The 19588-nt window shown below is 72.1% G+C and carries 13 protein-coding genes and 1 pseudogene; 2 read left to right on the top strand and 12 right to left on the bottom strand.

Annotation, left to right across the window (positions count from 1 at the left end; translation table 11 throughout):
• Position 1: 1 nt before the first annotated feature.
• The 8 genes from OG322_RS06265 to eccD form a co-directional block, all read right to left on the bottom strand.
• Positions 2–322, bottom strand: a complete 321-nt coding sequence (locus OG322_RS06265) for a WXG100 family type VII secretion target (RefSeq protein WP_123463327.1) — start codon at positions 320–322, stop codon at positions 2–4.
• Positions 319–813, bottom strand: a complete 495-nt coding sequence (locus OG322_RS06260; RefSeq protein ID WP_123463329.1) for a YbaB/EbfC family DNA-binding protein — start codon at positions 811–813, stop codon at positions 319–321. Before OG322_RS06260 ends, OG322_RS06265 begins: the two co-directional genes overlap by 4 nt.
• 78 nt (positions 814–891) lie before the next feature.
• A complete protein-coding gene (locus tag OG322_RS06255) occupies positions 892–3942 on the bottom strand; it encodes an AAWKG family protein (RefSeq protein ID WP_329306161.1) in 3051 nt (1016 codons plus the stop codon).
• A gap of 45 nt (positions 3943–3987) precedes the next feature.
• Entirely contained in the window at positions 3988–4446 is a 459-nt protein-coding gene (locus tag OG322_RS06250; RefSeq protein ID WP_123463333.1) for a type VII secretion system-associated protein, read from the bottom strand.
• Between the two features lie 59 nt (positions 4447–4505).
• Entirely contained in the window at positions 4506–4844 is a 339-nt protein-coding gene (locus OG322_RS06245) for a WXG100 family type VII secretion target (protein ID WP_123463335.1), read from the bottom strand.
• A gap of 61 nt (positions 4845–4905) precedes the next feature.
• Complete coding sequence (locus tag OG322_RS06240) at positions 4906–5256, bottom strand: hypothetical protein (RefSeq protein ID WP_123463337.1); 351 nt, start codon at positions 5254–5256, stop codon at positions 4906–4908.
• 187 nt (positions 5257–5443) lie between these two features.
• A complete protein-coding gene (gene eccB, locus OG322_RS06235; RefSeq protein ID WP_123463339.1) occupies positions 5444–6913 on the bottom strand; it encodes a type VII secretion protein EccB in 1470 nt (489 codons plus the stop codon).
• A gap of 12 nt (positions 6914–6925) precedes the next feature.
• Positions 6926–8317, bottom strand: coding sequence for a type VII secretion integral membrane protein EccD (gene eccD, locus OG322_RS06230; RefSeq protein ID WP_124285499.1), 1392 nt, complete (start codon positions 8315–8317; stop codon positions 6926–6928).
• A gap of 187 nt (positions 8318–8504) precedes the next feature.
• Between eccD and eccCa the strand changes: the two genes are divergently transcribed.
• The gene (eccCa, locus tag OG322_RS06225; protein WP_123463343.1) at positions 8505–12470 is read left to right on the top strand and encodes a type VII secretion protein EccCa; all 3966 of its coding nucleotides are present in this window, start codon (positions 8505–8507) and stop codon (positions 12468–12470) included.
• A 69-nt stretch (positions 12471–12539) separates the two neighbouring features.
• Here eccCa and OG322_RS06220 read toward each other — a convergent pair whose 3' ends face one another.
• The 3 genes from OG322_RS06220 to OG322_RS06210 form a co-directional block, all read right to left on the bottom strand.
• Positions 12540–13745 (bottom strand): S8 family serine peptidase, encoded by a 1206-nt coding sequence (locus OG322_RS06220; RefSeq protein WP_329306160.1) that lies wholly within the window; start codon positions 13743–13745, stop codon positions 12540–12542.
• Positions 13746–13810: 65 nt separating this feature from the next.
• Entirely contained in the window at positions 13811–17116 is a 3306-nt protein-coding gene (locus OG322_RS06215) for a right-handed parallel beta-helix repeat-containing protein (protein WP_123463347.1), read from the bottom strand.
• A 311-nt stretch (positions 17117–17427) separates the two neighbouring features.
• Positions 17428–18381, bottom strand: a complete 954-nt coding sequence (locus OG322_RS06210) for a GNAT family N-acetyltransferase (RefSeq protein WP_266410754.1) — start codon at positions 18379–18381, stop codon at positions 17428–17430.
• A gap of 208 nt (positions 18382–18589) precedes the next feature.
• Here OG322_RS06210 and OG322_RS06205 point away from each other — a divergent pair, with 208 nt between their 5' ends.
• Positions 18590–19156, top strand: coding sequence for a DUF1707 and FHA domain-containing protein (locus OG322_RS06205; RefSeq protein ID WP_329306159.1), 567 nt, complete (start codon positions 18590–18592; stop codon positions 19154–19156).
• Between the two features lie 100 nt (positions 19157–19256).
• Here OG322_RS06205 and OG322_RS06200 read toward each other — a convergent pair.
• Positions 19257–19475, bottom strand: a pseudogene (locus tag OG322_RS06200) (dihydrolipoyl dehydrogenase); the annotation flags it as partial.
• Positions 19476–19588 lie beyond the last annotated feature (113 nt).

Raw genomic sequence — 19588 nt, 5'->3', positions numbered from 1 at the left:
GTCAGCTCTTCCGGGAGTGCTGGCCGAGCGAGTCGGTGATGTCGGTCTGGAGGTTGCCGAAGTCCGTCGAGGCGTCGCGCAGGCTCTGCGCACTGCCGTTCAGCGCGTTGCTCAGCTCGGTGATCCCCGTCTTGGCGTCCTCGACGGCGGGCAGGTACTTCTCCGCGAAGGTCATGCCGAACTTGTCCGTGCCCCAGCACCCGTGGTACGAGGTGATCTTGTCGAGGTAGTCGTCGCGGATCAGCTTGATGTGGTCGGCCACCTGGTCCAGGTTCTCGCCGCTCTGGTCGAGCCCATCGGTGTCGACGTCGAGTCCGCTCATCGCTGCGACCCCCCATCCGTGCCGGGCGCGTCGTCATCTTCGACGATCTCGTCGAGCAGCGCGCCACCGGAGGAGGGGGTGGGCGCCTTCGACGGGGGCACCGGCAGCCCTTCCTCGCGGAGCGGGGCGAACAGGGTGTCCCAGTCCAGCTCCTGGAAGCCACCCTCGCCGGTCGGTGAGAGACCGGGGATGGGGCCGAACGGCCGGTACACGTCGGCGAGTTGCCCGGCGGCCTGGGCACGGGCCGATCCGATGGTGGTCATCAGCACACTGGCGAGCTGGGCCGGGGGCATGGTCCGGTACCTCGCGGTGGGGAAGCGCAGGTTCGTCAACTCGCCCTGCGGTCCGACCGTTGCCTCCACGGAGCGGTCCTTCGCCATGACGGTCGCGGATATCCGGGCGGCGGCGGCCCCGGCCTCGGTCAGCTTGGTCCGGGCCTCCTCGAACTCGGCCAGCGCCTCGGCCAGGTGCTCTTCCATCGGGTTGCTCATATGCGTTGTGCGCCCTTCGTGCCGCTCATGCCACTCGTTCCTTTCCTCGCCCGGCTCGCGGGGCGTTCCACCGGCCGGCTATCGGCCGATCACCGCCGACACGCCGCCCTCGTCCGTGCCCCAGGTGTCCTCGTCCTCACTCACCCAGGTGGACCGCTCCCGTTCGTCGCTCTGGGTGTTGCCGCCCGCGCCGCCGCCCATGCCGCCGCCCATCGGCGGCATCATCGGTGTGCCGCCGGACGAGGTGGTGCTGGGCCGCCGACTCGCCATCGCGGCTTCCTCCGCGGCGAGCTGCGCCGATTTACCGCTGCGTGCGGCGGACGCCTCTCCCGCGGCCATCGCCCGGCCGCGCTCCCCGGCCAGCCCGGTCCCGGCGGCGCCCGCCGCGGCTCCCGTGCCGCCTCCGGGGACGAGCCCCTGGTTGCCGAGCGGGTTCAGCGGGAGCCGGCCACCCCCGCCGGTGTCCGTGCCCGAGTCGCCGTAACCCCCGCCGCCCAGCGGCGATTTGCCGCTCCCGCCGTCCGGGTAGTCGTAGTAGTCGAAGTCGCTGCGGCCGCCACCGGTCCTGTTCGGTCCGAGCCCGCCGGTACCGCCTGACGTGCCGGTCGTCCGCCCGTAGGCGTCGGTGGTGACCGTGCGCCCGTCCGGGTAGCTGATCTGGTGGCCGCCGTTCTTGAGCGTCTTGTCGACGGTGCCGTCCGGGTACGTCGTCGTGGACGAGCCGTCCGCGTTGTGCTTCGTCTGCGTCTGCGTACCACCGTTGCCGGTGGTGTTGAGGTGCTCGGTCTTCTTGTGGCCGTCGGCGTCGGTGGTGGTGTACGTGCCGTCGGGGCCGAGCTTGGTGGTGCTGCCGTCCTGGTACGTGGTGGAGACCGTGCCGTCCTTGCCCACCTGGGACACCGAGCCGTCGGCGTACTGGACGGTGGAGGTGCCCTTGCCCAGGTGCGAGACGGTCTTGGTGCCGTCGGGGTCGACCGTGGTCACGGTGCCGTTCGCCGAGACGGTGGTCTTCGTGCCGTCCTGGTGCGTGGTGGTGGTCGTGCCGTCCTTGCCGTACGCCGTGGACGAACCGTCCGGGTTCTTGACGGTCGAACCGGGCGCCGGGTGGCTGGTGGTGCTGTGGCCCTGAGCGTCGGTGCTGGTGAGCGTGCCGTTCGGGGCGAGCTTCGTCGAGGTGCCGTCCGGGTACTGGGTGACCGTCGTACCGTCCGGGGCGATGGTGGCCTTCGTGCCGTCCCGGTAGGTGACGGTCTCGCTGCCGTCCTTGTTCAGGACCGTCTTCGAGCCGTCGGGATTGTTCGTGACGGAGGTGCCGTCGGGGTTGACGGTGGTGGTTGTGCCGTCCTTGTGCGTGGTGGTGCGCGAACCGTCGGCGTTGTACGAAGTGGTGCTGCCGTCCGGGCCCTTGACCGTCTTGACCGGGTAGCCGCCGGAGTTGCCGCCCGTGGCGTTGGGGGAGAGCGGAGGCGGCAGGACCCCCGCGGGCGTGGTCTCCTTGTGGCCGTCCGGGTAGGTGGTGGTCGTCGAGCCGTCCGGGTTCGTGAGGGTGGTGGAGCCGTCGGGGTTGCGGATCGGGAGGTTCGCGCCGCCCAGGCCGCTGCCGTCGCCCGTACCGTTCAGGCCGAGCGTGGGCGGGGGGACGATGCCGGTGCCGTTTCCGCCGTTGCCGTCGGCGCCGCTGTTCCCGCCGTTCAGGCCGAGGTTGCCGCTGCCCGCTCCGCCGCCTCCGAATTGACCGCCGGTGTCGTTCTCCCCGATCTGCGGCGGAGGCTTGATGTCGCCGGTTCCACCGTTGCTGTCCAGGTCCTTCTTGAACTTGTCCATCTCATTCTTGGCGTCCTCCTTCTCCTTCTCCGCGTCGGCCTTCTCCTTTTCCGCCTCCTCCTTGGCGCGGCCGGCCTCGTCGGCGGCGTTGGCCTCCGTGAGGCTGTTGGCACCGGCCTTGAACGGGAAGGACGAATCCGAGTTCATCCCGACCATGGCCTGGTTGAGCTCCAGCATGGCCTTGCTCGCCGCCTGGTCGAGAGGGGCGAGCGTGGCGAGCCAGTTGGTGCAGGCCAGCGTGGCCAGGTTCTTCCAGTCGCTCTCGACGGTGAGGTTGCCGTAGACCGGGTGGATGTGGAGGAACCCGTCCCCGGGCTTGTTGTTGCCGTAGTTCTGCCGCATCTTCATGATGTTGTTCTCGTTCAGCCACATCGCCAGATCGTCGAGCAGCGCGTCGAGATGGGATGTGCCGAGCCATACGTTCGCCGGCCGGGCCTTGAGACCGGCGTACGCCGTGTTGACCGCGGTCTGTACGCCGGGGTCCGAGTTGTTCTGCCACCCGTTCCAGGCCGTGGCGAGTTCGTTCGCCGCCGTCCAGATCGCCAGTTCGGCATCGATGAGCTTGTCCCCGACCACGGACCGGGACTTGTAGTCCTTGTTGCTCTTGAAGTCTCTGCCGCCGCCGGGCTGCACCGCACCCGTTTTCGGCGCGATCAGCGTGAGGAAGTCCTTGTAGCCGAGGCCCACCGCGTCGATCAGGTCGCGGAAGACGTCCGCGCCGCTGCCCTGATAGGACGAGAACTCGCCGTCGAGCTGCTTCACCCACTTCTCGAGGTCGACCGACTTGGCGGAGAAGTAGTCGACGACCCTGTTGAAGGCCTCGGCGATGGGGCTGAATTCCTTGAGGTTGATCGCGTCGGCCGTGACCACCGCGGGCGTGTGGTCGTATCCACCGCCGAACCCGTCCGTGGTGAAGGTGTCCCGCAGGGCCTCCAGCGCCTTCCCGTAGCCGTAGTCATAGGCTCCGGCGTTTCCGGTGTTGCTCCAGTCGGCGCCGCTCGACGAGCTCCAGGGGAGGGAGATCGTCGCCTTGTAGACGTCGAGGTAGGTGCTGGTCTGCCCGTCGGAAGGGCCGTAGAACTGGATGACCCGTTCGGGCGTCTCGCCCGCCTCCACCTCGCCCGTGGTGTTGCGGTCGTCGGGCACGCCCACCTTGGTGACCTTCTTGACCGTGACCCGCATCCACTCGCTGCCGGTTCCCGCCTTCGCGTCCGCACCGCCCACGGCCGCCACGTTGGCCCTGGTGCCGCCGTCGAATCCGGTGAGCTGCTTGACGACGGATTCCCAGCTTGAATCAACTGCCACGGGCAGGACTCTCCTTGTGCGACGAGCGGAGACGAAAGGTGAGGGTCAGGCCTTCTGGGTCGGGGCGAGGTCCCCGTTGACATCGCCCAGGTCGTTCAGGAACTCCTGGCTCTTGATGTCCTCCAGGCTGTCCGCCTGGTTCTTCTTCATCGTCGCCAGCACCGTCTTCATGTTCTTCTGGATGTCGTTGAAGAGCTTCAGCTGGTTGCTGATGACGCCCGCCTGGGACCCCGCCGCGCCCGTGAGGTACTCCACCAGCGGATTCGCGCTCAGCGGGGTCGCGTCCTTCCCGACCAGTTTGCCGAGCTTGAGCACATGGCTGCTGAGGCCCACTTCAGGGGTGGCCATCTGGGCGCTGAGGAACTTCAGCGAGGAGATCCCACCCGTCTCGGTGTCCTTCTCCAGCGCGGTCAGCAGGTCGATGAACTCCTGGACATCGGTGTCGATGAACTTCTGGAGGGACTCCGTGTCCAGGTGCGACAGATTGGTCGGGTCGGCCGCCATGGCTTCTCACAATCGACGGGGGAGGTGGGGCAGGCGGGAGGCAGAGGGCGGGTAGGTGGTCACCCGCCGACGCGGATGTTCCCCCACTCCGACGCGCTGCGGTTCTCGTGCTTGCGGTACTGGTCCGAGATGTCGCTCAGCGTGGAGCTGTGCTTCGTCAGGACCTGGCCCAGCTGGGTGGTGGCCTGGTTCCACTGGTTCTGCAGAGCCGCGTACGTCGCCGCGTCCGCACCCTGCCAGGCACCGTGCAGCCCGACCAGTTCCTCGTTGAGGGCCTGCACCAGGGACTGGATGCGCGTCGTCTGAAGGCGCATGTCCTCGGCGGCCTGGTCCACCCGGCTGTACTCGACGTGGATGATGCCGTCGGTCTTGTTGGAGGGGTCGTACGGAGTGGTCATGACGAACTCCTGGAGGGGGAGACGGGGCGGGGACGGGAAGGGGAAGGCGCCGTACCGGCGATCAGGTCAGCTGGCCGAAGACGTCGTTCGACCGGCTGCTGCTCTGGATGGTCTCCGTGGTCTGTCCCTGAAGGCCGCGCTGAAGCACGCCGGTCTCCTGGAGCTTCTCGATCATCTGGCCGATGTTCTTGGTGATGATGTCCACCTGGCCGCTCCAGTCCGTGAGCAGCCGCTGGTACGCGCCGCCGTCCTGGCCCCCGTACGCAGCCATCAGGCCGCTCATGGTGGTCCGCACCTCTTCCTGGGACTGCTTGATGCCGCTCTGGACCGTGCTCAGGGCGGTGTAGCCCTTCTGGTTCTCGGACTGCGACGACGTCTGGAGGTTGCCGGGAGGGGCGGGGGGAGTCGACATGGCAGGTGTCCTTTCCAGAACTTGAGCGTCTGTTGATGCTAGAGATGCGGGTGTGGCGCAAGCAATGCTCAGGGGTGAGATCTGAGCTGGAATTGATCATTGATGACGCCGGCAGGCGTCCATCGGCCTGTGAACGGGGGCAGTTGAAAGCCCGGTGAAGGGCGGACGTCACCCATTCACCGGCCGTTCATCCGCAGGGCTTCTCCGACGGGCCCGCGGGGGCCGCCCGTTCACCGCCGGCCACCGCCGCGTCCAGCACCGGCCCCGTCGGCAGCATGTCCAGCAGCCGCGACGGCACCGCCTGCGCGTGTCCGCCCTTGAGGCCGAGCCGCTCCACCGACTTCGCGTCCGGCAGCCGGTACTTGATGCCCACATCGGTGACCAGGTACGTCGTCGTGCCGATCACCGAGCCGCCCGCACCCAGCGCCTGCACGAGCGCGCCGCCCCCGGGACGTACGTCCAGTCCGTCCACGGCCAGGCACGCCCGCTGGATCTCGGGACCGGAGGCCACCGGAGCGGCCCGTACCGTCGCCGGCACCAGTGCCAGGGCCACCCGGGGCGCGGCCCCCTCCGGCTGGATCCGGGCGCACACCGACGTGCCGGGACCCGGGTCCCGTACGACAGGGGTACGGGACGGCCAGCCCGCCGGGTCCTTGGCCGCCTCGGCTGCCGGTGCCCGGTGCTGGGCCAGCTGGTCGGCGGTGAGCGGGAGCGCAGCCGGTACCGAGCCCCGGTAGGCCAGCTTCGCCGTCCGGTCGTCGCCCAGCACGAGGGCCGCCCCGGGGGTGCTCAGTGCGCGCAGCCCGCTCTTCTCCAGCAGGAAGTGCTGGGTGACGGCGCCCGGCGAGGCCAGTGCGTACACCTGGCCCGTCCGGCCGGGATGCCCGCCGATCCGGGGGCCGGCCGCGCCCCGGCCGTCCACCTCGGGTGCGGTCAGGTCGGGTCCCGCCGGGACGCTGTCGAGGAACGCCGCCGAGACGGGCACCGGCGTCGCCCCGGAGTAGCCCAGCGCCTCGGCCGCACCGTGCTTGCCGAGCCGCAGCCGGTGATCGCCCCACAGCAGGTGCGTGCTGCCGTCCGGGCCCTGGACGAGGACCGCGCGGTCGTCGCCGGGGGAGACCCCGCCGGCGGGCAGGCCCAGGCGCAGCGAGGTGACGGGGCGGCGGCCGGTGCGGTCGGCGCCCGTGCGGTCCGGTTCCTCGGCGCAGACCTGCCACGCACCCTGCTCCAGGTCACCGAGGCCGGGCAGGGCGTCGGGGGCGCCGGGGATGCCGACCGGGGTCCCGTGCCGCTCGCCCGCCAGGGATGTCCCGGACACCGAGACCACCTTGAGCTCATCGGCCGCGATCAGCTTCGCCGACGCGTAGTTGCGGACCGGGCGCAGCGTTTTGCCGAGATAGAGGAAGCGGGTACCGGTGTCCTTCTGCACGATCAGCGCGGACTCCTGCCGCCAGGTCTTGGAACCCGCGGGGGAGATCATGCCGAAGAGCAGGAACCCGACGACGAGCACGACTCCGAGGCCGATTCCCCAGGCCATGCCCCGGTTCGTGCGGCCCACCGGGGACTCCGGGGAGTCCGGGTCACCCCGCAGCATGCCGCTGGTCAGCCGCCCCATGACGAAGAGGTGGGCCTGGACCTGGTCCTTCCTGGACTGCATGTCGTACGCCCCTCAGCCGTTGGCGGTGCGCAGGGCCGTGTACACGCCCAGCACCCACAGAGTCAGCGGGATCAGGGCGACGGCGAGCAGGCTGTGCAGAATGTCGGCCGCCCGGCCCCAGTAGGGCAGCATCCGGCGGCCGGGCACCGTCCACGAGGCGATGGCCGCCGACGCGGCGACGGCGATGAGCGCCGCGATCAGGAACGGGCGCTGCCCGGCGTCCAGCGAACGGGCAGCCCGCACCGCCATCAGGACCAGGGCGTACAGGCCCGGGAGCATCACCGCGGGCCGCTGCCAGACGTTGCCGATGCCGCGCGCGTGCAGGAGCAGGAGCAGGCACAGAACTCCGGCGGTGACCAGGGCGGCGGTGTTCGGGCGGTCCAGGACGAGGGCGGTCAGGACGACCGCGCAGACCAGACCGGTCCCCGCGTACAGGGCGGTCATCCACTCCTCGGCGAGCGCGGTGCGGCTCACCACACTCCGGCTGGGGTGCGGTTCGATGCCTTCCTGGAGCTGCTCCGCGTTGGTGGGCAGGGCGGGCAGCCGCAGCCCGGACAGCCGGAAGGCGATGCCCGGAACCAGGCCGCCGAAGACGACCGCGAGGACCGCGAGGACGCTCGCCGCATGCGCGGCGGGCCAGTCGGTGACCAGCATCAGGGCGCCCCACAGGGCGCCCGCGAGCGCGACCACCGCCGCGCTCAGCAGCAGCGGCACGAAGGCCGCGACCGCGGCCACCGCCAGGACCGCCCCGCCCGCGGCCGCCGCCGAACCGGCGAGCAGCCGCGCACCCATCAGCTGCGCATCCGCGTCACCACTGGGCAGCAGCGCACCGGCCAGCCCCAGATACGGTGCGACGAGGACGCCGAGCGCGGCGCCGGCGGCGGAGTCGCCCACCGCCCGGCTCGCCGTGGCGGCGCCGAACAGCACCAGCAGTCCGGTGCCGGCCGCGACCGCGGCCCGCAGCGGCGCGGAGCCGCCCGGCAGCGCCAGCACCAGCAGTCCCGCCGCGAGCAGCACGACCGCGGTGCCGCGCAGCAGCCACCGGCTGGTGCGGGCCTCCCAGCCGTGCGGGCGGTCGCGCATCGTGACGGCGACCCCGTCCACCAGGTCGTCGAAGTGGACGGGCGGCAGTGCCTCGGTGCGGGGACGGAGGAACAGCGTCTCGCCGTCCCGCAGGCCCAGGCCCTCCGGCGTGCGTTCCTCGTCCAGGGGCTCCTCGCCCAGGCGTTGCAGCACCCAGCCGCCGTGTTCGATCCCCCTCTCCGCCAGGTCGTGGCCCGCGTGGTCGAGAAGGATGGGCAGCAAGTCGGACACGGGGACGTCGGCGGGGACCGCCAGATCGATGAGCCGTTCCTGAGTTCTTACCGTGAGCCGACAGAGGCCGGGGGCGGATATGTCTGTCATGCGGCGGGGCCACACCTCTCCGAGGGGCGGGGATACCAAAGTTGATCACCGCACACTACCTTTGATCCCGCGTCAGGCCGTCAGCCACTGGTGCGCCCCCCGTGCCGGACATACACGTGCTGAACCGCCCTGGATCCCCCTGCCTCCCCACCGCGTCCGAGGCGACGAGCCCGAGGAGTAATTCCGCGTGAGCACCGTTCTGTTCCGTCGTCCCGCCCGCCGGCGGGGCCCCGACATGCCGGACGGCGAGATCAGCCTCCAGGAGCCGCCCGCTCTCCCGGAGGCGGAGCCGAACACCTCGGCCATGTGGATGTACCTCCCCATGGGCCTGACGTCACTCGCCATGATGATGATGTTCATCAGGCCCGGCCAGGCGACCACCTTCAGCTACCTGGCGATCGGGCTGATGCTGCTCTCGTCCGTCGCGATGATCGTCGGACAGCTGATGCGCAGCGCGGGCGAACGCAAGCGCAAGCTCAAGGGCGAGCGACGGGACTACCTGCGGTACCTGGCCCAGACCCGGCGCAAGATCCGCCGCACGGTGGCCGATCAGCAGAAGGCCCTGGCCTGGCGGCACCCGGACCCGGCCGGACTGTGGGCGCTGACCGGCACCAGCAGGCAGTGGGAACGCCGCCCCGCCGACGAGGACTTCGCGGAGGTACGGGTCGCCGTCGGCGAGCAGAAGCTCGGCACCCGGCTCGCCCCGCTGGCCACCAAACCGGTCGAGGACCTGGAACCGCTCACCGCGCACGCCCTGCGCAGCTTCATCCGGGCGTACGGAACCGTCCCCGGCCAGCCCATCGCCCTCTACCTGCGGGCCTGGTCGCGCATCCTCGTACACGGCGACAACGACCGGGCCCGCTCCCTCGCCCGCGCCCTGATCGCCCAGCTCGCGGCATTCCACGCACCCGAGGAACTCACCGTCGCGCTCTGCGTCTCCGACGCGCGGCGCGCCGACTGGGAGTGGGTGAAGTGGCTGCCGCACACCCAGCACGCCTACCAGCGCGACGGCGCGGGGCAGGCCCGTACCGTGGCGGCCGGACTCGTGGAGCTGGACGAGCTGCTCGGTGCGGACTTCACCGAACGTCCGCCGTTCGACCCGGAGACCGCGCCCGGCCGCGAGGAGCCCTTCACCGTCATCGTCGTGGACGGCGGCACCGTGCCCGGCGGCCACCGCCTCGAAGGAGCCGGATACCGCAACGCCGTCGTCGTCGACCTGTCCGAGGCGCTGGCCTGGAAGCCCGCCCGCGGCACGCTGCGGCTGCGCATCGATGACGGCGGACTCCACCTGGTGCGCACCGACCGCGAACGCAAGGAGCAGGCCACCCTGCTCGGTGAACCCGACACGCTCGGCCCGCTCGCCGCCCGTACGCTGGCAGCCCGGCTCGCCCCGTACCGCCTCGGCGGCGGCGCGGTCTCGGCCGAGCCGTTCGCCTCCGACACCGAACTCACCTCCCTGCTCGGCATAGCGGACCTGCGGCGCCACGACCCCGCCAAGCTGTGGGACACCCGCCCGCTGGAGAGCCGCGACCGGCTGCGGGTGCCGATAGCCGTCGGTGAGGACGGGATGCCCGTCGAGCTCGACATCAAGGAGTCCGCCCAGGGCGGCATGGGCCCGCACGGCATGCTCATCGGCGCCACCGGCTCCGGCAAGAGCGAGCTGCTGCGCACCCTTGTGCTGGGCCTGGCCCTCACCCACTCGTCCGAGACCCTCAACTTCGTCCTCGTCGACTTCAAGGGCGGTGCCACCTTCCTCGGAATGGACGAGCTGCCGCACACCTCGGCCGTCATCACGAACCTGGTCGAGGAACTCCCCCTCGTCGGACGCATGCAGGACGCCGTGCACGGTGAACTGATGCGACGCCAGGAACTGCTGCGCCGGGCCGGGAACTACTCCTCCGTGCTGGAGTACGAGAAGGCCCGCGCGTCCGGCACCCCGCTGGCACCCCTGCCCTCCCTCTTCATCGTCGTCGACGAGTTCTCCGAACTCCTCTCCGCGCACCGCGACTTCATGGATCTCTTCGTGATGATCGGCCGCCTCGGCCGCTCGCTCGGCGTCCACCTCCTCCTCGCGTCGCAGAGGCTGGAGGAGGGGCGTATGCACCAGCTGGAGTCCCACCTCTCCTACCGCATCGGCCTGCGCACCTTCTCCGCGATCGAGAGCCGCGGCGTGCTCGGCGTCCCCGACGCATACCACCTGCCGCCCACCCCCGGCAGCGGCTACCTCAAGAGCGGCGTCGAAGCCCTCACCCGGTTCCGCGCCGCGTACGTCTCCGGGGCGTACACGAGCAGGCGCGGCACCGTCCAGCAGGCGCAGATCGCCCGGCAGGTCGTTCCGTGGGGCACCGACTGGGTGGTGCCGCGCACCTTGCCCTCGGCCCCCGAGCCGGCGACCCCCGAGCCCGACTCCGGCGAGTCCCTCCTCGCACTCGCCCTCGACCGGCTGCGCGACAGCGGCCCGCCCGCCCGTCAGGTGTGGCTGCCTCCGCTGGACGCGCCGCCCGCCCTCGACGCACTGCTGCCGCCCCTGGTCCCGGACCCCGACTTCGGCCTCACCACGACGGGTTCCCCCGACCGGGGCAAGCTGCGCGTCCCCGTCGGCATCGTCGACAAGCCCTTCGACCAGGTGCGCGACCTGCTCACGGTCGACTTCTCCGGCGCGGGCGGGCACTTCGCCGTCGCGGGCGGCCCCCAGAGCGGCAAGTCCACCGTGCTGCGGACCCTCATCGCCGCGCTCGCCCTCACTCACACCCCGCGCGAAGTGCAGTTCTACTGCCTGGACTTCGGGGGCGGAGCCCTGCTGGGCCTCGCCGGGCTGCCGCACGTCGGCGGGGTCGCCGGCCGTCTCGACCGGGAACGGATCTCCCGCACCCTCGCCGAGGTCACCTCGCTGCTCAACCGGCGAGAGCTGTTCTTCCAGGAGCAGGGCATCGACTCCATGGCGACCTACCGCAGGCGGCGGGCCGAGGGGCAGTACCCGGACGAGCCGCTGGGCGACGTGTTCCTCGTCGTGGACGGCTGGTCCACGGTGCGCAGCGACATGTTCGACGACATCGCCGTCTTCAACGGCATCGCCACCCGAGGCCTCAACTACGGCGTCCACCTCATGGTCAGCACCTCCCGCTGGGTGGAGCTCTCCGCCGCCCTCCGCGACCAGGTCGGCAACCGTCTGGAGCTGCGGATGGGCGACCCGATGGACTCCGCCATCGACATCCGCAAGGCCGGCACCGTGCCCGCCGTACCCGGGCGCGGCCTGAGCCCCGACAAGCTCCACTTCCTCACCGCACTCCCGCGCATCGACGGCGGCGAGGAGGCCGAGGACCTCACCGACGCCCTCGCGGACCTCGTCGAGGCCGTCGCCGAGCACTGGGATGCCCCGCCGGCCCCGCCCGTCCGCATGCTGCCTGCCCACCTCACCGCCGCCGATCTTCCGCCGGCGGACCCCGCCCGGCCGCTGCGCATCCCGTTCGGCCTGGACGAGGCCGAACTCGCCCCGGTCTGGCACGATTTCGGGCAGAGTCCGCACCTGATGCTGATCGGGGACACGGAGAGCGGCAAGACCAGCGCGCTGCGGCTGCTCGCCCAGCAGATCGTCGCGACCCACACCCCCGAGCAGGCGCGCATCCTGGTCGTCGACTACCGGCGCGAGCTCGTCGAGGCGGTCCCCGAGGAGTACCGCCTCGGCCACGCGGTGGCGGCGGACCCGCTGCGCGAACTCATCGACGGGGTCACCCGGGCGATGGTCGTCCGAGCCCCGGGCGAGGACATCTCCCCGGCCCGGATGCGGCGGGCCGACTGGTGGACCGGGCCGCGCCTGTTCGTGCTCGTCGACGACTACGAAATGGTCGGTACCGGTTTCAGCGGCCCCTTCGAACCGCTTCTGCCGCACATTCCGCTCGGCTACGAGGTCGGCCTCCATGTGGTCGTCGCCCGCGCCGCGACCGGTGCGTCACGTCTGGACCCCCTGATGCGCAAGCTCCAGGAGGTCAATTCCCCGGCCCTCCAGCTGTCCTGCCCGCCGTCGGAGGGCTACATCTTCGACAGCGTCAAGCCGAGGATCCTGCCGCCGGGGCGTGCGCTGCGGATCGCCCGCCGCAAGGCGGCGCTCGTGCAGGTGGCGCTGCCGCAGGAGGCGGCGGGGCAGGAGGGGTAGAGCCAGGGTTCCGGTGGGTGGGCGGGTGCGAGAGCGGGCCCGCCCGCCCACCGGCCGGCGCCGCTGTCCTCAGGCGGTGCCGCCCTCCCCGTGGGTGCCCCGCGGGTCCAGCCGTCCCGGCCGCCAGCCCCTGGCCCGCCCCCGCGGCAGCGCCGCGGCGAGGAACGCCACGAGCAGCGCCGTCCCCGCGGCGCCCGCCGTGACCAGCAGCGCGGTGTTCCTGGCACTCGCGGCGTCCGGCGGCGACGCCGGCCTCACCGGGTCCGGCCGTGCCGCCGCCGCATCCGGGGCCGCGGCCTGGGCGCCCGCCACCGCACCGTAGGGATCCAGCGCGGGCAGGTCCGCCGGGTACGCCGTGCGCAGCAGCCTCTCCTGCACCTGAGCCGCCTTCAGCTCCGGGTGGTAGGAGCGGACCAGCGCCGCCGTGCCCGCCGTCACCGCCGCCGCCAGCGACGAGCCCGAGCCGGTCCACTTGCCGCCGTCCACCGGGCCCGGCCCGACGAGTGCGTCGCCGGGTGCGGTGAGGTCGGCGCGCGTGTAGGGCGGGGCGGTGTCCGGACGGGTGCCCTGCGGGCCGGTGTCCAGTACGGCGAGGACGCCCTTCGGAGGCGCGGGAGCGGGCTTGGCAGAGGTTTCGCCGCTGGTCGCGGGCGGGACGCTGTCCGCCGCCGCCGGGGCCACCACCAGCGAGTCCTTGGCCGCGGCCACCGCCAGCGCCGCCTGTACCGCCTTGTCCGCACCGTCCAGCGGAGCCGTCACGGTGATCACACCGGCCCCGTGCTCGGCCGCCGCCCGCACCCCGGCCGCCAGGCGTGCCGGGTCGGGTTCGCCACGGACGCCCGTGCCCCGTACGGCAAGGATCCTCGCCTGCGGGGCGACCCCGGAGAAGCCCTGGCCGGGCGTGGCCGCCCCCGCGACCAGACCCGCCTGGAAGGTTCCCCGGCCCACGCAGTCCTCGCCCGCGTCACCCACCGCGTCGACCCGGCCGGCCAGTACGGCGGGCCCGTCGCTCACCCCGGTGCCGACGACCGCGACCGTCACGCCCCGACCCTGCGACAGGGTCCACACCTGGTCGAGGCCGAGCGCCCGGCGCGTCCAGGGGGCGTCGGAGGTGGCCCGCCCCTTGAAGGCCGTGCACGCCTGCTGTGCGGACAGCCGCTCGGGGACCCCGGGCAGCACCACCTGTCCGCTGCCGCCGTCGTCCGCGAGGGCGAGCGGGCCCGGCAGGGCAGTGAGAGCGGTGCTGAGCAGTAGAACGGTCGTACGGCGGTGCATGCGGGGCGTTCCTCTGTTCGGTGAGGTCCGGAGGGTCCGGGGAGGAGTGCGCGGCGGGACAGCTCTCAGGAAGGCTGACGCAGGCCTGTCAGGTCCTCCGGCAGCAGGAGCTGCAGATCGTCCAGGCTCGGCGCCGCGACCGTGCTCAGCCGCCCCGCCTGACGCGTCATCATCTGTTCCAGCGTCTGCCGCGCGAGGCGTGCGTTGCCGAACGTGCGCCCCCTGGGCAGTCCGTCGAAATGCGCGCGCAGCGCGGTGGCGGCGCCGGGCGCGCACTCGTAGCCGTTGTCGACGGCGTGCTGGCGCACGATCGTGACCAACTCGTCACTGGAGTAGTCGGGGAACTCGATGTGCCGGGGGAAACGGGAGGCGAGACCCGGGTTGGAGCCGAGGAAGCGCGCCATCTCCTCGGTGTAGCCCGCCGCGATCACCACCACCTCGTCGCGGTGGTCCTCCATCAACTTCAGGAGGGTGTCCACCGCCTCCTGGCCGAAGTCGGCGGAACCGCCGCTCCCGGCGGGGGTGAGGGTGTACGCCTCGTCGATGAACAGCACACCGCCGAGCGCGCGCGTGAACACCTCCTTGGTGAGCTGCGCGGTGTGTCCGACCCACCGGCCCACCAGGTCGGCCCGCGACACCTCCACCAACTGGCCGCGCGGCAGCACGCCCAGCGAGGCCAGCAGTTCCCCGTACAGCCGGGCCACCGTCGTCTTGCCGGTGCCGGGCGGCCCCGCGAAGACCAGGTGGTTGCTGATGCGCGGTGCGGGCAGTCCGGCTTCGGTGCGGCGGCGGGCGGTGGCCAGCAGGTTGACCAGGTCGCCCACCTCCCGCTTGACGGCTGCGAGCCCCACCAGCGCGTCGAGCCGCAGCAGCGGGTCGTCGTCGGCCTTGCGGTCCACGGCCGCCGTCACGCCGACGTCCCTGGCGGTCAGTACCGCCAGATCGCGTTCGTTGACCTCCGGCATGCCCGCGAGCCGGGATGCCTGGCGGTCCACCATCTCCTCGAACACCTTGCGGGCGGTGCGCCCGTTGCCGAAGGCCGCGTCGCGGGGAATGGCCTCGAAGTGGCCGTGCAACGCGGTCCGGGCCGCCGGTTCGAGCTCGTAGTGGTGCCCCGTGCACATCCGCTCGACGATGGTGACCAGCTCGTCCGAGGTGTAGTCGGTGAACTCCACGGTGCGGGTGAACCGGGAGGCCAGACCGGGGTTGGAGGCGAGGAAGCCGGTCATCTCCTCGGGGTAGCCGGCCGCCACGACCACCACGTCCTCTCGATGGTCCTCCATCAGCTTCACCAGGGTGTCGATGGCCTCCCGGCCGAAGTCCGCGCCCGAACCGCCGCCGTCGGAGAGCAGCGTGTACGCCTCGTCGACGAACAGCACGCCGCCCAGCGCCTTGTTGAAGGTCTCGGTGGTCTTGATCGCGGTGCCGCCGACGATCTGTGCCACCAGGTCGGCCCGCGACACCTCCACCAGGTGCCCGGTGCGCAGCACTCCGAGTGACGCCAGGATCGACCCGTACAGCCGGGCCACCGTCGTCTTGCCGGTGCCGGGCGGGCCCGCGAACACCAGATGGCGGCTCATCGGCGGGGCGGGCATGCCGAGGCTGGCGCGCCGCTGCGCCAGCCGGTTCAGATTGATCAGCGTCAGGACCTGCTGCTTCACGTCGGCGAGACCGATCAGGGACTCCAGCTCGGCCACCGGACCGGTGTCCTTGTCCGGCTCGGCGGCCATCGGAACCGCACCGCCGGGCAGTCGTCCGCCGCCCGCCGCCTCGGCGCCCGCCGCACTGCCCCAGGCGTCGGGAGCACCGTTGTCCGCACTGTTCAGCCCCTCGACGGCGAGCCGGTCGCCGGGCACCGCCTGGCGCAGCCCGCTGCCCCGGTTGTCCCGTACCGTGCAGCCGATCAGTGACGCCGGGTCGGTGCCCTCGACCCGTACACCGTCGGCGCCCGAGCCGGACACCTCGCAGGTCTTCAGGGCCGCCCGTGCGCCCGCGGCGACCAGCACACCGTGCTCACCCGAGCCGGTGACCCGCGCCCGCGCGGCGGACAGCTCGCCCTTCGCCTCGATCCGGACGCCCGCCCCGGCCGCGTCCTCGACGGCGGTGTCGCGAAGAGTGAGTGTGCCGAGTGCCCCGACGTGCACGCCCGCCTCGGCCGCCGCGCGCAGCGTGCTGCCGCCGACGTACAGACTGCCGTGCCCCGAGACGTGCACGGCCGAGCCGGCCGACGCCTCGACGACGCACTCCTCCAGCCGGCCCCGCCCGTCCTTGGCGACCTCCACCCCGTGCGAACCCGGCCGGGTGACGGTGACGCGGCGCAACAACGGGTTGGCGCCGGTGCGGACGACGATGCCGGACCCGCCCGCGTCCCGTACCTCCAGGCGGTCGAACTCACCCGCCGAGTCCTCGTCGAGGAGCACCCCGACGGCCTTCGCGTCCGCCACGACCGTCCCGGTCAGCACCGGCGAGGAGAACCCGTTCACCCGGATCGCCGCGTCCTGCGCGGAGGCGAACACACAGTCCTTGAACGTGCCCCGGCTGCGTTCGGTCACGAACAGACCGTGCCCAGCGGTCCGTTCCGTACGGCAGGCGGTCAGGGTGGGGGAGCTTCCGGCGTCCAGCACGAACCCGTGCCCGGTCGTGTCGGCCACCGACACCTCCTCCAGCACGGTCGGCCCGGTCGAGCTGACGTACACCCCGACCACCGCCTCGCGGACCGAGCCGCGCACCATGCGCACCGTGCTGTCCTCCTCGACGGCGACCCCGGGCTTGTCCGCCGCGGATATCTCGCAGTCCTCCAGGTGCAGGTGTGCCTGACCGTTCGTCAGCACCCCGTTGCCCCGGGTGTCGCGCAGCCTGCCGCCGCGCACGGTGATCCGCCCGCGCTCCCCGGCCACCACCGCCGACGTGCCCAGATGCTCGACGACGCAGTCCTCCAGGAAGCTCTCGTTCCCGGATGTCGAGACCACACCGGCGCCCGCCGGATTGCTGACCCGGCACTCGCGCAGGGCGAGGGACCCGCTGCCGCGCGCGAACAGCGCCGCCCACGCAGAGCCGTGCACCTCGCACCGGTCCATCGCGATCTGTCCGCGCGGCGAGTCGACGACCGGCAGCTCGTCGTCGTGGCCGCGCAGCACCAGGTCGCTCACCATCACGGCGTCGCCGGTGAGGGTCAGCGCGGCGCCGCGCCGGGGCGCCAGCTCCACCGTTCCGGCCCCCTCGGACGCGGTCAGCGTGATCGCGGCGGAAACGGTGAGGGACTCCTCGTAACGGCCGGGACCGATGCTGACGACAGCCCCGGTACGGGCCCGTGCGACGGCCTCCGCGACGGTGCGGAAATCGCCCGAACCGTCCACTGCGACGGTGAGCATCTGGCGTGACACGTATCTGACCTCCCGGCCCCCGGGGCCGGTGGGGCGGCGGGGACACGCGGCATGTGGTGGGGCGTACGGAACTTGAGTGCCCATCATGCCTGTTCTCGCAGGTCGAATGCCATGGTGGTCCGGGCCCGGCCGCAGCTCGCGAACGGCCCCTCCGGCGCCGCGCACCGCCAGCAGTTCCACGCGGCGGCGAGGTCGACGGCCGGATCACCGGCGCAGAGGTCGCCGAAGTCGACGTAGGACAGTCCGGTGGGGGCGGTCCGGGTACGCGGCCCGGACCATCTGCCGCGGCGGCGGCTCCGTCAGTCCCACACCATGTCGAAGGCGCGCTCGAAGTTGACGTATCCCAGACGCTCGAAGGACTTCGCCATCGGCACGTTGCCGAGGTCCGTCGCGGCCCGGATCCGCTCCACCCCGTCCTGCCCGGCGAGCACCCGGGTCCCCTCCGTGAGGAGGTCGTCGATGTAGCCGTGACCACGCCGCGCGGGCAGCACACCGATGTACGCGATGATCGGGTTGTAGCTGTTGCGCGCCGGGATCACGAAGCCGACCGGTTCGCCGTCGGGGAGTTCGGCGATACGCCACCACTCCCGCGGAGTGGTGTAGCCGGCCAGCTCCTCGTCGTAGTGCTTCTCCGCGGCCTGGCGCGGCGACAGCCCGCAGGCCAGGTCCTGCCGGCCGTGGGCGTCGAGGGTGCCCTCCATCACCGGCGTCATCAGCGCGAGGAGGTCCTCGCGCCCGGCGACCGGGCGGAATCGCAGCCGGCCGCTGTCGGCGGGCACCGGGGTGCCCGCACGCCACTCCAGGCGCAGCCGCTCGACCAGCATCCGGGCACCGGTGCGCTCCATGACCCGGATCCGGGCCTCGACGACATCACGGGCCACCGGGTCCTCGCGCCAGTCGGGCGGTACGTACCGCCCGTACTCGGGGCGCCGCCCACCGGCGGGCACGACCGCCGCGCTCGCCGTCTCCAGCAGCCGCAGGCCCACCTCGCCGCGCTCGGGCTCGGGCAGGGTGTCGTCGAGGTCGAAGAAGTCGAGAAGGAGCGGCACCCTGCCGTCCGGGCTCCACCACGCGATCCGAGCCACCACCCTGTCGCCCCGCGACGCCACCCACATCCACTCCGGGCGGCGGCGGCCGGAGTGGAGGTCGTCCGCCAGTTCGTGGTCCAGGACGTACGACAGCCGGCGGAAGAGATCCAGCTCCTGCGCCCCGGCGAGCGGACGGACGGTCAGTTCGGGTGGTGCAGCAGGCACAAAGTCTCCAGGACTACGCGGGAGCGCCCCGGCGGTCGTCGGCGCGGCACGGCGGCAGACGGTAGCAACGTCTCGCTCCGGGCGCCCCTGGATATCCGGGTGAGAGGTGTGCGCAGGGGACCCGGGCGGGCCGTCCCGCACAGGCCGGGAGCGAGGAAGGAGCGGCCGTTCTGGACACCTTGGGGCGGTCGGCCCGACAATTGGCTCTGTGACGTCCTCCTTCGAGTTCCACACGTATCCCGCGCGGCTGTCCGACGCCCAGCGCGACCGTGTTCTCGGCGTGCTCAGAGAAGGCGCGGCGCAGGGAAAGCTCTCCCACGACACCTTCGTCCGGCGCATGGAACTGGCCCTGACCGCGAACCGCTCCGAGGAGCTGCAGGCGCTCACCGCCGACCTGGACAGCGGGGGCCGCTGGTCGCGGCGGCTGATCCGGGCCGTCGGCGGGGTCTCCGGCTTTCCCGGGCGGGTGCGCAGGGCCTGGTGGGCCGAGCGGCTGCCCAAGCTGCTGCTGCCGGCGCCGAGCCCGTACCCCCTGCTCATCGGCCGGGATCCGGGCAACGGGCTGCGCCTCAGCCACGAGACCGTGTCCCGGACGCACGCCGAACTCACCGTGCACGGTGGCCGGTGGCTGCTGCGCGACCTGGGCTCGACCAACGGCACCTGTGTCAACGGGCAGCGCGTCACGGGGACGGTCTCGGTGCGGGAGGGGGACCAGGTGAGCTTCGGCACGATGATCTTCCGGCTCTCCGCGCCCGCGCTCAGGCCGCCTTCCTAAGGGCTGTCCCGCCCTTAGCGGACCGTGCTCACGCCGCCCGCGTAACGCGGCCGCGGCGCCGCCCGGGTGTCCGGGCCCGGTGCCCGGCCCGCTCTCGCGCCTGCTGGTGCAGTCCGCGGCCCGCCAGGGTGAGGAAGGCCTCGCCGACCGCCTCCGAGAGTGTCGGGTGGGGGTGCGCGTGGTGGGCGACATCGGACGGTTCGGCGTCCCAGCCGACGATCAGCCGGCTCTCGGCGATCATCTCCGAGACATGCGGCCCGACGAGATGGACGCCCAGGACCCGCCCGCCCCGCTCCGCGACCACCTTCACCATGCCGCCGGTGAGCGCCCCGTCACCCGGACGGCCGCGCGCCGACTGCGGCGGGTCCGCCCGGGTGATGCCCTGAAGGGGACCGCGCCGCACACACCGGCGCACCGAGCGCCCGGGGGTAC

Source organism: Streptomyces sp. NBC_01260, assembly GCF_036226405.1.
GTDB lineage: Bacteria > Actinomycetota > Actinomycetes > Streptomycetales > Streptomycetaceae > Streptomyces > Streptomyces laculatispora.
The sequence above is the reverse complement of the archived record's forward strand: the minus strand, read 5'-3'. Positions and strand labels throughout refer to the sequence as shown.